14 protein-coding genes are annotated in these 14,513 nt (G+C 67.2%); 8 read left to right on the top strand and 6 right to left on the bottom strand.

Going from position 1 to position 14,513, the window contains the following annotated elements:
- Positions 1 to 45: 45 nt before the first annotated feature.
- The 5 genes from ftsA to A4F85_RS16790 all read left to right on the top strand — a co-directional run bounded on the left by ftsA (position 46) and on the right by A4F85_RS16790 (position 4,756).
- The gene (ftsA, locus tag A4F85_RS16805) at positions 46 to 1,275 is read left to right on the top strand and encodes a cell division protein FtsA (protein WP_012203404.1); all 1,230 of its coding nucleotides are present in this window, start codon (positions 46 to 48) and stop codon (positions 1,273 to 1,275) included.
- Positions 1,276 to 1,394: 119 nt separating this feature from the next.
- The gene (gene ftsZ, locus A4F85_RS16800; protein ID WP_012203405.1) at positions 1,395 to 2,633 is read left to right on the top strand and encodes a cell division protein FtsZ; all 1,239 of its coding nucleotides are present in this window, start codon (positions 1,395 to 1,397) and stop codon (positions 2,631 to 2,633) included.
- Positions 2,634 to 2,726: 93 nt separating this feature from the next.
- A complete protein-coding gene (gene lpxC, locus A4F85_RS16795; protein ID WP_012203406.1) occupies positions 2,727 to 3,650 on the top strand; it encodes a UDP-3-O-acyl-N-acetylglucosamine deacetylase in 924 nt (307 codons plus the stop codon).
- A 13-nt stretch (positions 3,651 to 3,663) separates the two neighbouring features.
- Positions 3,664 to 3,840 (top strand): hypothetical protein, encoded by a 177-nt coding sequence (locus A4F85_RS30910; protein WP_012203407.1) that lies wholly within the window; start codon positions 3,664 to 3,666, stop codon positions 3,838 to 3,840.
- A 127-nt stretch (positions 3,841 to 3,967) separates the two neighbouring features.
- A complete protein-coding gene (locus A4F85_RS16790) occupies positions 3,968 to 4,756 on the top strand; it encodes an alpha/beta fold hydrolase (RefSeq protein ID WP_231890569.1) in 789 nt (262 codons plus the stop codon).
- Here the strand turns inward: A4F85_RS16790 and ruvC are convergent.
- Genes ruvC through A4F85_RS16760 form a run of 6 tightly spaced genes read right to left on the bottom strand, consistent with a single transcriptional unit; the run spans position 4,753 to position 10,557 of the window.
- Complete coding sequence (ruvC, locus tag A4F85_RS16785; RefSeq protein WP_012203410.1) at positions 4,753 to 5,301, bottom strand: crossover junction endodeoxyribonuclease RuvC; 549 nt, start codon at positions 5,299 to 5,301, stop codon at positions 4,753 to 4,755. The genes A4F85_RS16790 and ruvC overlap by 4 nt on opposite strands.
- A 17-nt stretch (positions 5,302 to 5,318) precedes the next feature.
- A complete protein-coding gene (gene mtgA / locus A4F85_RS16780) occupies positions 5,319 to 6,035 on the bottom strand; it encodes a monofunctional biosynthetic peptidoglycan transglycosylase (RefSeq protein ID WP_012203411.1) in 717 nt (238 codons plus the stop codon).
- A 7-nt stretch (positions 6,036 to 6,042) separates the two neighbouring features.
- Complete coding sequence (gene aroE, locus A4F85_RS16775) at positions 6,043 to 6,900, bottom strand: shikimate dehydrogenase (protein ID WP_063327217.1); 858 nt, start codon at positions 6,898 to 6,900, stop codon at positions 6,043 to 6,045.
- A 38-nt stretch (positions 6,901 to 6,938) separates the two neighbouring features.
- Complete coding sequence (locus A4F85_RS16770; protein WP_012203413.1) at positions 6,939 to 7,802, bottom strand: energy transducer TonB; 864 nt, start codon at positions 7,800 to 7,802, stop codon at positions 6,939 to 6,941.
- A gap of 36 nt (positions 7,803 to 7,838) precedes the next feature.
- Entirely contained in the window at positions 7,839 to 9,917 is a 2,079-nt protein-coding gene (locus tag A4F85_RS16765; RefSeq protein WP_063327216.1) for a ribonuclease catalytic domain-containing protein, read from the bottom strand.
- Between the two features lie 55 nt (positions 9,918 to 9,972).
- Positions 9,973 to 10,557 (bottom strand): YqiA/YcfP family alpha/beta fold hydrolase, encoded by a 585-nt coding sequence (locus A4F85_RS16760; RefSeq protein WP_012203415.1) that lies wholly within the window; start codon positions 10,555 to 10,557, stop codon positions 9,973 to 9,975.
- Positions 10,558 to 10,769: 212 nt separating this feature from the next.
- Here A4F85_RS16760 and rodA point away from each other — a divergent pair, with 212 nt between their 5' ends.
- The 3 genes from rodA (at position 10,770) to A4F85_RS16745 (ending at position 14,466) form a co-directional block, all read left to right on the top strand.
- Positions 10,770 to 11,939: a rod shape-determining protein RodA gene (rodA, locus tag A4F85_RS16755; protein ID WP_013804102.1), complete on the top strand. Its 1,170-nt coding sequence runs from the start codon at positions 10,770 to 10,772 to the stop codon at positions 11,937 to 11,939.
- Positions 11,940 to 12,291: 352 nt separating this feature from the next.
- Positions 12,292 to 13,752 carry a metalloprotease TldD gene (gene tldD, locus A4F85_RS16750; RefSeq protein ID WP_012203417.1) on the top strand — a complete coding sequence of 487 codons (1,461 nt, stop codon included), beginning with the start codon at positions 12,292 to 12,294 and terminating at the stop codon, positions 13,750 to 13,752.
- A 93-nt stretch (positions 13,753 to 13,845) separates the two neighbouring features.
- Positions 13,846 to 14,466, top strand: a complete 621-nt coding sequence (locus tag A4F85_RS16745; RefSeq protein WP_063327215.1) for a hypothetical protein — start codon at positions 13,846 to 13,848, stop codon at positions 14,464 to 14,466.
- Positions 14,467 to 14,513 lie beyond the last annotated feature (47 nt).

Below are 14,513 nucleotides of genomic sequence, written 5' to 3'. Positions count from 1 at the left end.
AGCGACACAGCGACAGGACAGAACCAACCGGGGGCGGATGCTGATATGGCAAGAGAATACAAAGATGTGATCGTCGGACTGGACATCGGCACGGCCAAGGTCATGGTCGTGGTCGCCGAGGTCCTGTACAACGGCGAACTCAAGCTCGCCGGCCTCGGCGTGGCCCCGAGCAACGGACTCAAGCGGGGCGTGGTGGTGAACATCGACGCCACCGTGCAGAGCATCCAGCAGGCCTTGAAAGAGGCCGAGCTGATGGCCGACTGCAAGATCCAGCGCGTGTGCACCGGCATCACCGGCAGCCACATCCGCGGCCTGAACTCCAGCGGCATGGTGGCCATCAAGGACAAGGAAGTCACGGCCACCGACGTGGCGCGGGTGATGGAGACGGCCAAGGCCATCAACATCTCCTCGGACCAGCGACTGCTGCTGGTCGAGCCGCAGGAATTCGTGATCGACGGCCAGGAAGTGCGCGAGCCCATCGGCATGAGCGGCATCCGCCTGGAGGCCAAGATCCACATCGTCACGGGCGCGCAGAGCGCGGCCGAGAACATCATCAAGTGCGTGCGCCGCTGCGGCCTGGAGGTCGAGCAGCTGCTGCTCAACCCGCTGGCATCGAGCCAGGCCGTGCTCACCGACGACGAGCGCGAGCTGGGCGTGGCCGTGGTCGATATCGGCGCGGGCGCCACCGACGTGGCCATCTTCACGGGCGGCGCCATCCGGCACACGGCCGTCATCCCGATCGCGGGCGACCTGATCACCAGCGACATCGCCATGGCGCTGCGCACGCCGACCAAGGACGCCGAGGACATCAAGGTCGAAAGCGGCTATGCCAAGCAGCTGCTGGCCGACCCCGATGCCCAGGTCGAAGTGCCGGGCCTGGGCGACCGCAGCCCGCGCATGATCAGCAAGCAGGCGCTGGCCGGCGTGATCGAGCCGCGCGTGGAAGAGATCTTTTCTTTGGTGCAGCAGGTGGTGCGCGATTCCGGCTACGAGGAAGTTCTGTCCTCGGGCATCGTGCTGACCGGCGGCAGCGCCGTCATGCCGGGCATGGTGGAACTGGGCGAGGACATCTTCCTCAAGCCCGTGCGCCGCGGCATCCCCAAGTATTCGAGCGCTCTGGCAGACATGGTGGCCCAACCCCGCGCCGCCACCGTGATGGGATTGCTCGAAGAGGCCCGCCTGGCTCGCCTGCGCGGTTTCAAGGTGGCACAAAAGAGTGGGTCGATGAAGACCGCTTTTGGCCGTTTCAAAGACTTCATCGTGGGGAACTTTTGATATGTGCTTTCATCGACTGCGCATTACCGGCCCGCCCACCGGCTTCCGAATACCGGACAGAAGACAGAATTTTCCCCAGACGGTGGTGACCACTTACAGAGAGCTACAGGAGAACCAACATGCCCATCGACATGATTGAAGTTGAAGAATTCAACCAGGGTACGCAGATCAAGGTGATCGGCGTTGGCGGCGGCGGCGGCAACGCCGTCGAGCACATGATTGCGCGCAACGTGCAGGGTGTGGAATTCGTCTGCGCCAACACCGACGCGCAGGCGCTGCTGCGCAGCAGCGCCCACCGCACCATCCAGCTCGGTGGCAGCGGCCTGGGCGCGGGCAGCAAGCCCGACAAGGGCCGCGAGGCTGCCGAAATGGCCGAGGACGACATTCGCACCGCCATCGAAGGCGCGCACATGCTGTTCATCACGGCCGGCATGGGCGGCGGCACGGGCACGGGCGCTGCGCCCGTGATCGCGCGCGTGGCCAAGGAAATGGGCATTCTCACCGTGGGCGTGGTCACCAAGCCCTTCGAGTGGGAAGGCGGCCGACGCATGGCCAACGCCGACAGCGGCCTCAACGAGCTCGAAGCCAATGTCGATTCGCTGATCGTCGTGCTCAACGAGAAGCTGCTGGACGTGCTGGGTGACGACATCTCGCAGGACGAGGCCTTTGCCCATGCCAACGACGTTCTCAAGAACGCCGTGGGCGGCATTGCCGAAATCATCAACGAGTACGGCCATGTGAACGTCGACTTCGAAGACGTGCGCACCGTCATGGGCGAGCCCGGCAAGGCCATGATGGGCACGGCCAAGGCCGCCGGCCCCGACCGCGCGCGCATCGCCGCCGAGCAGGCCGTGGCCTGCCCGCTGCTGGAAGGCATCGACCTGTCGGGCGCCAAGGGCGTGCTGGTGCTGGTCACGGCCGCCAAGGGCAGCCTCAAGCTGTCCGAGTCGCGCCTGGCCATGAGCACCATCAATGCCTATGCCTCGCCCGATGCGCACGTGATCTACGGCGCCGCCTACGACGACACCCTGGGCGACGAGATCCGCGTCACCGTGGTCGCCACCGGCCTGTCGCGCCCCAGCGCACGCCGCCAGAACATGCAGGTGGTGCAGGGCGGTCTGCGCACCGGTACCGACAACATGAGCTACCAGCTGCCCTCGGCCTCCATGGGTGCCGCCACGGCAGCCGGCGGCCTGGTCGGCGGTGCCGCTGGCGGTGCCGACTATGCCAACAACATGTCGGTCCCCAGCGTCTGGCGTACCAACCGCACGCAGGCCGCTGCCCGCGTCGATGCCCTGGCCTCCGGCGGCATGGACGATCTGGAAATCCCGGCCTTCCTGCGCAAGCAGGCTGACTGAGCAGCGGCCCATACGGTCGCTGCATAGTCGTGATAGCGAAAGCCGTGCCAGGGCCATGCCCTGCGCACGGCTGCCGCGTTCTAAAATAGCCGGATGCTCCAACAACGCACCATCAAGACGATCACCCGTGCCGTTGGCGTGGGCCTGCACAGCGGCCAGCGCGTCGAGTTGACGCTGCGACCCGCGCAGCCCGACACCGGCATCGTGTTCCGTCGCGTGGACCTGCCGGAGCCTGTGGACATCCCGATCTCGGCCGAAGCCGTCACCGACACGCGCATGGCCTCCACCATCGGCACCGGCGGCGCCAAGGTGCATACCGTGGAGCACCTGATGTCGGCCATTGCCGGCCTCGGGCTCGACAACATCTACATAGACATCACCGCCGAGGAAGTGCCCATCCTCGACGGCTCCTCCGCCTCCTTCGTGTTCCTGCTGCAAAGCGCGGGCATCGAGCTGCAAAAGGCTCCCAAGCGCTTCATCCGCGTCATCCGCCCCGTCGAGGTGCGCGAGGGCGAGGGCCAGAACCTCAAGTGGGCGCGCTTTGACCCCTACCACGGCTTCAAGCTGCGCTTCGAGATCGACTTCGCCCATCCGGCCGTGGACTCCACGGGCCAGTGCGTGGAGTTCGACATGGGCGAGGACAACTACACGCGCGACATCGCACGCGCGCGCACCTTCGGCTTCACCAAGGACGTGGAAATGCTGCGCAGCCATGGCCTGGCGCTGGGCGGCGGCATGGACAACGCCATCGTCATGGACGACTACAAGGTGCTCAACAGCGACGGCCTGCGCTACGACGACGAGTTCGCCAAGCACAAGATCCTCGACGCCATCGGCGACCTGTACCTGATCGGCAGGCCGCTGCTGGCCGCCTACAGCGCCTTCCGCTCGGGCCACGGCATGAACAACCAGTTGCTGCGTGCCCTGCTGGCCCAGCCCGACGCCTGGGAACTGGTCAGCTTCGACAGCGAGCGCCAGGCACCCAAGGGCTTCGCCCAGCCCGCGCGGGCCTGGTGAGGCGAGCGCCGCCATGCTGATCTTCCGCTGGCTGGCCACCCTGCTGCTGCTGGCCTCGGCCGTCTCCTTCGCGTTCTACCTGGGCACGGGCCGACCGCACTACAAGCGCTGGGGCTTCATCATCCTCAAGTGGACCGTGATTGCCGGCGTGACGTTTTTCGCCGTGCTGTTTTTTGGGCGCATCGTCTGAGGTCCTGAATGGGCTGCGCTGCCGCCATTGCGGAGACTGCCGGGCCGCCATGAAGGAAATTCGGATCCGGGCCGGCGACGGCCACACCCTTGTGCTGGTGCGCAGCGGCTGCGCCCAGGGGCCTGTCGTGGCCATCACGCACGGCACCTTCTCCGGCCCCGCATCCTGCGACCGGCTCGGTGCGTATCTGGCGGCGCAGGGATTCGGCACTTGGCTCTTCGGCTGGCGCAGCCATGGACGGAACCCGGCCTGCGGCCATGGCCATGATCTGGAAGCCGTGGCCAGGCATGACATCGCCAGTGCCGTCGAGGCCATCCGCAGCGAGGAGCGGGGCCGGCCTTTGACCCTGATAGGCCACAGCGGGGGCGGCATTGCGGCAGCCATCTGGGCCGCTCGCAATCCCGATGTGGCCCGGGACCATCTGGCGGGTGTCGTGCTGTTGGCCGCCCAGGCCACCCATGCTGCCGCCACACCGCTGGCCTGGGCCAGGATCCGGGGTTACCTGGCGTGGATAGGCCGCCGGAACTGGCTGGCAGCCAACCGCATGGTGGGGCCCGAGGCGGAAAGCGGCCAACTGATGCGCCAGTGGTGTCAGTGGAATCTCCAGCGCCGATTTGTGGGACATGACGGCATGAACTACCTGCAGGCACTCTCCCAGGTGCGTATCCCCGTTCTGGCGCTGGCGGGTGCTGGAGACCGTCTGATTGCACCCTGGCAGGGGTGCGAAGCGCTGGCAAGCGCCTTCGGCGGGACGGATGTGGAGTTCGTGCTGTGTGGCAAGGCCACCGGTTTTGTCGAAGACTACAGCCACAGCAGGTTGCTGATGGCCGGCAATGCGCAATCCGATGTGTTCCCCCGGATCGCGCAATGGATCAGGCTCAGGGCCGAGCAGGGTGGCCAAGCACTGGTGTCCTAGTAGACGCGCCCGCCCTTGTAGACGGCATGCTGGCGGCGCTGCAGCTGCGTGACCTCGGCCATCTTCGACATGGCGGCGCCCGCATGGGCGTGGGTGATGGCCAGGCCCAGGGCGTCGGCTGCGTCGGTGCCGGGCAGGCCGGGCAGTTGCAGCAGGCGGCGCACCATTTCCTGGATCTGGCTCTTGGCCGCGCGGCCGTGGCCGGTCATGGCCTTTTTCATCTGCAGCGCCGTGTATTCGGCGACCGGCAGGCCCGCATTGACCAGGGCCGTGAGCGCGGCGCCGCGCGCCTGGCCCAGCAGCAGCGTGGACTGGGGGTTGACGTTGACGAAGACGATTTCCACGGCCGAGGTGTCGGGCTGGTAGCGGCTGGCGACTTCCGAGATGCCGTCGAACAGCAGCTTGAGCCGGCCCGGCAGGTCGCCGAGCGCGATGCCGGTGGTGCGGATGGTGCCGCTGGCCACATAGGCCAGGCGGTGGCCGTCGACGTCGATCACGCCGAATCCCGTGGTCTGCAGCCCGGGGTCTATTCCAAGAATGCGCATGGCGTGACTGTAGCCGTTCAGGGGATGACGGCGCTGGGCATTCTTTGCATGACCGTGCGCGTGCGCTGCAGCAGATAGCCGGAGTTGGGCAGCTTCTCGAAGCGCTTGGGCTGGGGCAGCATCACGGCCAGGCGTGCGGCCTCGGCCGCGCTGAGCTGTGAGGCGCTCTTGCGAAAGTAGTGGCGGGCTGCAGCCTCCGCGCCAAACACGCCCTGGCCCCATTCCACGCTGTTGAGGTAGATCTCCAGGATGCGCTGCTTGCTCAGCATCAGTTCCAGCAGCTGGGTCAGCACCAGTTCCTGGCCCTTGCGCAGCAGGCTGCGTTCGCCCGACAGCAGCAGGTTCTTGGCCAGCTGCTGGGTGATGGTGGAGCCGCCGTAGATCTTGGGCGCCTTGCCGTTGTCTGCCTTCTGGGCACGGGCTTCGGCGCGCTGGTTGCGCTGCCAGGCCTTCTCGATGGCCTCCCATTGCACCCCGTGGTGTTCGGTGAAGCTGTCATCTTCGGAGGCGATGACGGCGCGCTTGAGCGTGGGCGCGATGCGGTCGTAGGGCAGCCATTGCTGGCTCCAGTGCAGGCCTTCGGAGCTGCGCAGCATCTGCCAGGCCTCGGAGCGCTGAAAGGCCGTGGATTCAGGATCGACCACCACCATCAGCGCAATGCGCAGCACAAAGAACAGCTGCAGCAGCAGGCCGGCGCACAGCACCAGCAGCAGGGCGCGTGCCAGGGATTTCATAAAGCGCTCAGCCGCCTTGAGCAATATGGGCGCGCAGCTCGTTCAGCACCTGGGCCGAGGGCGGGCGCACGCCGCGCCACAGTGCGAACGATTCGGCGGCCTGCTCCACCAGCATGCCCAGCCCGTCGCGGGCCTGGGCGCCATGCTGCTCGGCCCATTGCAGGAAGCCCTGGGCTGCGGCGCCGTACATCATGTCGTAGGCCAGGCTGCCAGGCCGCAGCACGCGGGCCGGCACGGGCACCTCGGCACCGGCCAGGCTGCTGGCGGTGGCGTTGATGACCACGTCGAAATCCTCATCCACGGCCTGCTGCTCCAGCGCCACCAGTTCCACGCCATGGTGCGCGGCGATGGCGGCATGGCGCTGCACCAGGGCCTGGGCGCGCTCGAAGGTGCGGTTGACCACGGCGATGCGGCGCGGGCGCTCGGCAAGCAGCGAGCCCAGTGCGCCGGCTGCGGCGCCACCCGCGCCCAGCAGTAGCAGGTCGCGCCCGGCCAGCGGCACGCCCGCATTGCGCACGATGTCGGCCACCAGGCCCAGGCCGTCGGTGTTGTCGGCATGGATGCCGTCCGCCGCCAGCACCAGGGTGTTGGCGGCGCCGGCCAGTTGCACGCGCTCGCTGGAGGTGGTGGCCAGCTGTGCGGCTTCCAGCTTGAAGGGCACGGTGACATTGCAGCCGCGCCCGCCTGCCGCGACGAAGCCGCGCACGGCCTCGGCAAAGCCTTGCAGCTCCACATGCTGGCGCTCGTAGTGCAGGTCCTGCCCGCACAGTTCGGCAAAGCGGGCATGGATCCAGGGCGAGCGGCTGTGCGCGACGGGGTTGCCCATGACGCAGTAGCGGTCGGAGGAGGTGGCGGCGGAAGTCATGTCGGAAAAGGAGGGTGCGCGAAGAGAGGAGGAGGGCGCTACTGCACGGTCGTCTGCAGCGTCTGCTCGCGGGTGAACTTGAAGCGCGAGACCACGGCGATCTGGTCGGCCTTGGCGCGCATGGCGGGGCCGAAATGGCCGAAGGGGCCGGCTGCACGCGCAATGGCCTCGGCCCGGGTGTCCAGCAGGCGGTTGCCCGAGCCCTGCACGATCTCGGTGGACAGCACGCGGCCGTCGTGGTTGACGGTGAGGATCATGACCAGCTCGCCATAGAGCTTCTTGCCGGCCTGCTCGGGGAAGTTTTCCGTGCCCTTGTCCTCGACCTTGCGGCGCAGGCCGTCGTAGTAGATGGCGTAGACGGCCTCGCGCGTGGACGGGCTGATATAGCGCTTCTTGGGGCGGGCGTTTTCCTCGTTGATGCGCTTTTCGATCTCGGCCAGCAGCTTGACCAACTGCTGGCGCTTTTCCTGCTGGGCCTGCTGCTCCTTGGTCTGCTTGGCCGCCTCGCGCGGGTCCAGCGGCGGCAGGGCCGCGACCTGCTTGCGCAACTGTGTCAGCAAGACGGTCTGCTGCTCCTGCATGGAGTCGATCTGGCGCTGGCGTTCCTCGAAGTCGTCGCCCACGGCCGTGAGTGCCGAGTAGGGCATGGGGCTGGAGGCCCGGCCCTTGTCGGCCTCGCCGCCTCCGGCCAGCGAGGTCTGCGCGATGGCCTGTGCCTTGTCGGGCTGCTCGTTGGCGCGGGCATTGACCAGGATGACTTCCAGCGGCGTGTCCTGGAACACGCGGTCGAAGCGCTCCGGGTCGATGAACCGGAACGAGAACAACCCGGCATGCAGGGCGATGGAAACGCCCAGTGCCAACTGCAGCGTGCTCAGGGAACGGAGGGCGGTAGGCAGTTTCACGTCAGATCTGGGGCAGTTGCTCGGATGTGAGGCAGGTCAGGGCTGGGCGGGGTCGGCCGCCGGTGTGCCATCGGTCTCGTTCATGTCCACGGCGATGGCGATGGGGCCGGCCACGGCTTCCTCGTCATCCTCGGCGCTGTCTTCGGCGCCATCGGCAGCGGCCGCCGCATCGCCATCCAGGCGCTCGATCAGCGTGCCCGAGACATCGAGCGCGATCTCGTCGATCTCGCCCAGGCGCACGCGCACATGGGCGCCGCGCGGCAGGCCGGTGACGCCCAGCACGGGGAAGACCAGGGGCAGGTCATCGGCGCGCACCAGCAGGCCGCCGCCCATGCCTTCCTTGATGACGGTGGCCGTCAGCTCGGTGATGGCGTGCTGCTGCAGGTACTTGAGCGTCCAGAACCGTTCCATGCCGGCCTGGTAGCCGTTGTAGGCGCTGTAGGCACCGTCGAAGCTGCTGATGATGCCGAACAGCTCGGCATCCTTGGGCTTGAACGGCGCGGCCAGGGCGGCGGTCTTGCCGTGGCGCGCGCAGGCAATGATCTGCCACTGGTTGACCAGGTCCACGTAGCGGCGCAGCGGCGAGGTGGCCCAGGCGTAGCTCTTGACGCCGATGCCTGCATGGGGCTGCGCCTTGGTGGACATGCGCACCTTGATGCCGGGCGCCAGGCTGGCCTGGCTGCGGTAGATGCCGGGCACGCCGAGCTCGGCCATCCAGCCGCCCCAGGTGCTGTTGGCCACGATGGCGGCCTCGGCCACGATCAGGTCCAGCGGCGCGCCGCGCTTGCGCACGCTGATCTCCACCTGCTCGTTGCCGCGGGGCTCGGCGCCGCCGTTGCCCACGAGGCGGAAGTTGTAGTCGGGGCGGTTGAAGTTCTCGGGCTTGCCGCGCACCACTTCACGACCTGCCTTCAGGTGCTTGGCCCAGCGCTGCAGGAACGTCAGTTCGGCGCGCTTGCCTTGCAGCACTTCGGGCGTGCCCTCGACCTCGAAGGAGGGGTCGGCCAGCCACTGCTCGGTGACGATGTGGTCCAGCTTGTCATGGCGGAAGTTGACCTGCACGGGCACGCGCTCCAGGCGCGTCTCGCTGGTCGTGGTCTCCAGCGTGGCCTCGTCCACGGTGACGTACAGCGACACGGCGGGGTTGGCGCGGCCTTCGTCCAGCGTGTAGATCTGCACCACCTCGTCGGGCAGCATGGTGATCTTGTAGCCGGGCATGTAGACGGTGGACAGGCGCGAGCGGCCGAGCTGGTCCAGCGGCGTGCCCGGCACGATGGCCAGACCGGGCGCGGCAATGTGGATACCCACGGTGACCGTGCCCGTGCCCAGGCCGCGCACCGACAGCGCATCGTCGATTTCGGTGGTGGCCGAGTCGTCGATGGAAAACGCCTGGACTTCGGCCAGCGGCAGGTCGGCCGGTGGCTGGGGTGCCTGCAGGGCCGGGAACTGCGTACCCTTGGGGAAGTGGTCGAACAGGAAGCGCTTCCAGTGGAACTCGTAGGCCGATTCAATGGCGCCGGCCCTGTGCAGCAGGTCCAGCGGGGCCAGGCGCGTGGCGCGGCTGGCCTCGACCACGGCCTTGTATTCGGCGGCGTTCTTGTCGGGGCGGAACAGGATCTTGTAGAGCTGCTCGCGGATGGGGCCGGGGCATTCGCCGGCGCCCAGTTGCTCGGCCCAGGCCGTGATCTGGGCCTGGATCTGCTTTTTCTTCTCTATGCCGGCCAGCGCCTGCTGCAGGATCTCGGCCGGCGCCTTCTTGAAGCGGCCCTTGCCGGAGCGGCGGAAGTAGTGCGGTGCGTCGTAGAGGCGGAACAGCGCGCCGGCCTGCTCGGCCAGCGTGGCCTTGTCCGAGAAATAGTCGCGTGCAAGGTCGGCGAAGCCGAATTCCTCCTCGGGGGCGAATTCCCAGGCCAGGTCCAGATCGATCTGGGCGGCCTGCGCCTGCGCCTGGGCGATCAGTTCGGCAGGCGCCGGCTTGTCGAACTTGAGCAGGATGTTGGCCGACTTGACCTTGACCCGTTTGCCCGAGTCCAGCTCCACCTGGGCGGAGGTGTCGGCTTCGGAGAGGATGCGGCCGGCCAGGAACTTGCCGGATTCTTCAAACAATGCGTGCATAGCCCGACATTCTCCCATGCTGCGGCTGGCAGCTGCCGCGCAGTCTTGCGCGGCATCAGGCCAGATTCAGGAACTCGTCCAGCTGAGGCAAGTACTCCTCGAAGTTGCTCAGCGCGTGATCGCCGCCCTCCTGGATGATCTGCAGCGCATGCGGATAGCGTGCGCTCATCTCGCGCCAGTCCAGCACCTCGTCGCCCTCGGCCGCCAGCAGCATTTCTGGGGCGGCCGGTGTCATATGGCGCGTGTCCAGTGCGCGCAGCTCCTCGATGTATTCGCGGCGGAAGAAGAAACGCTCCTCCGGGTTGTGCCAGGAAGTCTGCTCGCCGATGTACTTTTCAAGATCGCGCGCCGGGTTGACGGCCGGGTTGATCATCACGCTGCGGCAGCGCGCCAGCTGGGCCACCCAGCTGGCGTAGTAGCCGCCCAGCGAGGAGCCGATCACGGCCATGGTCTCGCGCGGCCAGCTGCCGATGCCATCGGCAATCAGGGCAGCCGCCTCGCGCGGGGAAGGGGGCAGTTGCGGGCTCCACCAGCGCACATGGGGATGGCGCGTGGCCACATGCTCGGCAAGGCGACGGGCCTTGTTGGATTGGGGAGAGGAGCGAAAGCCGTGCAGGTACAGCAAATGGGTGGTGGTCATGGCGGGCGCTCTCCTTTGCGTTGCTGGGGCCGGGTGCGGGATGCGGCCCGGACGGCTCATGGCCCATTGTGGCCGCTGCGGCAGGCGGCGCCCAGCAGGGAAGGCCCGGGCCGACAGCTGGATGACAACCGCCTCCGTGGGCAACCCTGCGCCGGGCTGGGCCGCATGCGCCACGGGATAATGGCGGCCCGTGCCCGCGACCGACCATCCCCGTGACCGAATTCGACAAGCCCTCCCTCTGGCAACGTGTTGCCCCGCTGCTGCGGGGCTTTGACTTCTGGTTGCTGCTGTTCGTGGGCATGCTGGCGTCGGCGGGGCTGATCGCCATGTACTCCTCGGGCTTCGACCACGGCACGCGCTTCACCGACCATGGGCGCAACATGCTGATCGCGGCGGCCATCCTCTTTGTCGTGGCCCAGATTCCCCCGCAGCAGCTCATGAAGGTGGCCGTGCCGCTGTACATGCTGGGCGTGGCGTTGCTGGTGGCGGTGGCGCTGTTCGGCATCACCAAGAAGGGGGCGCAGCGCTGGGTCAACGTGGGTGTGGTGATCCAGCCCAGCGAACTGCTGAAGATCGCCACGCCGCTGATGCTGGCCTGGTGGTTCCAGCGCCGCGAGGGCCAGCTGCGCGGCACGGACTTCGTGATCGCCATGGTCCTGCTCCTGGTGCCCGTGGGGCTGATCATGAAGCAGCCCGACCTGGGCACCTCGCTGCTGGTGATGGCTGCAGGCCTGTCCGTGATCTTTTTCGCGGGCCTGCCCTGGAAACTCATCGTGCCGCCCGTGCTGGCCGGCGCCATCGGCATCACGCTCATCGTGCTGTACGAGCCCCAGCTATGCGCCGACGGCGTGCGCTGGCCCGTGCTGCATGAATACCAGCAAACCCGTGTCTGTACCCTGCTGGACCCCACGCGCGACCCGCTGGGCAAGGGATTCCACATCATCCAGGGGATGATCGCCATCGGTTCGGGCGGTGTCTGGGGCAAGGGTTTCATGGCGGGCACCCAGACTCACCTGGAGTTCATTCCCGAGCGCACGACCGACTTCATCTTCGCGGCCTATTCCGAGGAGTTCGGACTGGTCGGCAACCTGTTCATCATCGTCTCCTTCCTGCTGCTGGTCTGGCGCGGGCTGGCCATCGCCATCCAGGCCAACTCGCTGTTCGCGCGGCTCATGGCGGCAGCCGTGGCCATGATCTTCTTCACCTATGCCTTCGTGAACATGGGCATGGTCAGCGGCATCCTGCCCGTGGTCGGCGTGCCGCTGCCTTTCATCAGCTATGGCGGCACGGCCATGGTCACGCTGGGGCTGGCGCTGGGCGTGCTGATGTCGGTGGCGCGCTCGCAGCGGCAGCTGCCGGGCGAGGGCGGCGGGCCGCTCTGAATCGCACTTTGCGGCGCCAAAGGCGTCCGCAAATGTCAAAGAGTCTGGATGCCTGCGGTATCGGGCGTCGCATTCCTTCCTGCGATTTGGCCTGGAAAATGAGACTCCAAAAGCGCTGGTTGCTCCTTTTTCGATAGCTTCTGCGGGAGTCTGCTCACTTGCCAGCGCCGCCAGGGCAGGCTACAAAGCAAGTGCGGACATGGGCCAGCATGTTCGCCATCCACGCGGATGCATGCCTACGGAATGCCGCTCAGCCTGGTGGAGCGGCATTCCGTTCTTTTTTGTGGGTTGGCAAGCCGCTGGCCGCAGCCGTTGCACGGCGAGGGCATGGCCGGCTCTCTACAATGCGTGAATGATCTCCCGCGAACCCACCATTGAACGCCTGGCCACAGCGCGCCAGTTGCTGCTTGAGCCCTTCGGGCTCGATGAAACCCATCTCGCGCGCGCACTGGCCGAGATCCGCAGCCACCAAGTCGACGACGCCGACCTCTACTTCCAGTACACCCGTGCCGAAGGCTGGAGCCTGGAAGAGGGCATCGTCAAGACCGGCAGCTTCAGCATCGACCAGGGCGTGGGCGTGCGTGCGGTCAGTGGCGAGAAGACGGCATTTGCCTATTCCGACGATATTTCCGAAGCCTCGCTGCTGGATGCCGCGCGCACCGTGCGTTCCATCTCGGGCGCGGCCCAGAGCAAGCGCGTGCGCGCCAATGCTCCCAAGATTGCGCAAAGCCGCTCGCTGTATCCCGGTCTGGACCCCATCGCCACGCTGGACAGCACGGCCAAGGTCGAGCTGCTGGGCAAGGTCGAGAAACTGGCCCGCGCCAAGGACCCGCGCGTGGTCCAGGTCATGGCCGGCCTGGCCAGCGAGTACGACGTGGTGCTGGTGGCCCGTGCCGATGGCACGCTGGCGGCCGACGTGCGGCCGCTGGTGCGCCTGTCGGTTACCGTGATCGCCGAGCAAAAGGGCCGGCGTGAGGTGGGCTCTGCCGGCGGCGGTGGCCGTTTCGGCCTGGCCTATTTCAGCGACGAGCAGATCACCCAGTACGTGGATGAGGCCGTGAGCGCGGCCCTCACCAACCTGGAATCCCGTCCCGCGCCGGCTGGCGAGATGACCGTGGTGCTTGGCCCAGGCTGGCCCGGCGTGCTGCTGCACGAAGCCGTGGGCCACGGTCTGGAAGGCGACTTCAACCGCAAGGGCGCCAGCGCCTTCAGCGGCCGCATCGGCCAGCGCGTGGCTGCCAAGGGCGTCACCGTGCTGGATGACGGCACGCTGGCCGATCGCCGCGGCTCGCTCAACGTCGATGACGAAGGCTGCACCAGCCAGAGCAATGTGCTGATCGAGGACGGCATCCTCAAGGGCTACATCCAGGACGCGATGAATGCCCGCCTGATGGGTGTCAAGCCCACGGGCAACGGCCGCCGCGAAAGCTATGCCCACATTCCCATGCCGCGCATGACCAACACCTACATGCTCGGTGGCGACCGGGAGCCGCAGGAAATCGTGGCCTCGATCAAGAAGGGCCTGTACGCCACCAACTTCGGCGGCGGCCAGGTCGATATCACCAGCGGCAAGTTCGTGTTCTCCGCCAGCGAGGCCTATTGGGTCGAGAACGGCAAGATCCAGTACCCCGTCAAGGGCGCGACCATCGTGGGCAGCGGCCCGGAATCGCTCAAGCACATCACCATGATCGGCAACGACATGCGCCTGGACAGCGGCGTGGGCACCTGCGGCAAGGAAGGCCAGAGCGTGCCTGTGGGCGTGGGCCAGCCCACGCTGCGCATCGACGGCCTGACGGTGGGCGGCACGGCCTGACGGTCCCATGCCCGCGCCCTGCATGGCAGGCCGGGCCCTGTCCTGCCTGACGCGGCCCGCCGCGTTCGGTGGGCGCCGCCCGGCGCCGATTCCATGACCCAGCTTTCCTTTTCCTCCCGGCCAGGCCCGCGGACCTCCGTCCATCCCCTGCGCAGCCTGCCGAAGCAATGGCGTGCCTGGGCCGGCGAGTCGCGGCTGAGCCGCTTCTGGCAGCATGAGCTGATCGTGGGCGACCTGCAGCCCATGCACCAGCAACTGGCCTTGCTGGCCGTCGCGCTGGACGAGTCCGTGCGCGTGCGCTATGCGGGCAGCCCGCGCCCCGCAGTGGAAGACGCCATACAGCAGCTTGACCTGGCGGTGCTGGACCACCAGCACTTTCTCACCACGCTGGCCACGGGCTGGCATGCCCTCTACGAATTTCCTGCCTACCAGCGTCTGCTCAAAGGCTTCAGGGAGGCCGTCCACGCCTGGCAGCAGTCCGTGCTGGTGGGCGATGCCCAGGAGCCCGAGCACTTCCGCCGCTGCGAGCGCCTGGGCTGGCGTCTGCTGGGCGATGCCTGCCTGATGACGGACATGTTTGCCGAATCCGCTGCCGTGGCCGGCGAAGCCGATGTGACTTCCATCCTGTCTGGTTACAAGGCGCGCCGATGGCAACCCTTGAGTGCCGTGCGCCGGGCCCTGCGCAGGCTGCGTGACGCGTTGCTGCGGCGTTGATCGCGCCCCTGCGTGACGCGCAGATGCATCATTTCCCGGGGTTTGCA

The sequence above is a fragment of the Delftia sp. GW456-R20 genome, from assembly GCF_001622915.1.
In the GTDB taxonomy this organism is placed as follows: Bacteria; Pseudomonadota; Gammaproteobacteria; order Burkholderiales; family Burkholderiaceae_C; genus Comamonas; species Comamonas acidovorans.
Note: the sequence above shows the minus strand (reverse complement) of the source record. Positions and strands in the feature narration are given on the sequence as shown.

Coding starts and splice junctions, on each gene's coding strand:
- ftsA (WP_012203404.1), top strand. CDS start 46: ATGGCAAGAGAATACAAAGATGTGATCGTCGGACTGGACATCGGCACG.
- ftsZ (WP_012203405.1), top strand. CDS start 1,395: ATGCCCATCGACATGATTGAAGTTGAAGAATTCAACCAGGGTACGCAG.
- lpxC (WP_012203406.1), top strand. CDS start 2,727: ATGCTCCAACAACGCACCATCAAGACGATCACCCGTGCCGTTGGCGTG.
- A4F85_RS30910 (WP_012203407.1), top strand. CDS start 3,664: ATGCTGATCTTCCGCTGGCTGGCCACCCTGCTGCTGCTGGCCTCGGCC.
- ruvC (WP_012203410.1), bottom strand. CDS start 5,301: ATGCGCATTCTTGGAATAGACCCCGGGCTGCAGACCACGGGATTCGGC.
- mtgA (WP_012203411.1), bottom strand. CDS start 6,035: ATGAAATCCCTGGCACGCGCCCTGCTGCTGGTGCTGTGCGCCGGCCTG.
- aroE (WP_063327217.1), bottom strand. CDS start 6,900: ATGACTTCCGCCGCCACCTCCTCCGACCGCTACTGCGTCATGGGCAAC.
- A4F85_RS16765 (WP_063327216.1), bottom strand. CDS start 9,917: ATGCACGCATTGTTTGAAGAATCCGGCAAGTTCCTGGCCGGCCGCATC.
- A4F85_RS16760 (WP_012203415.1), bottom strand. CDS start 10,557: ATGACCACCACCCATTTGCTGTACCTGCACGGCTTTCGCTCCTCTCCC.
- tldD (WP_012203417.1), top strand. CDS start 12,292: ATGATCTCCCGCGAACCCACCATTGAACGCCTGGCCACAGCGCGCCAG.
- A4F85_RS16745 (WP_063327215.1), top strand. CDS start 13,846: ATGACCCAGCTTTCCTTTTCCTCCCGGCCAGGCCCGCGGACCTCCGTC.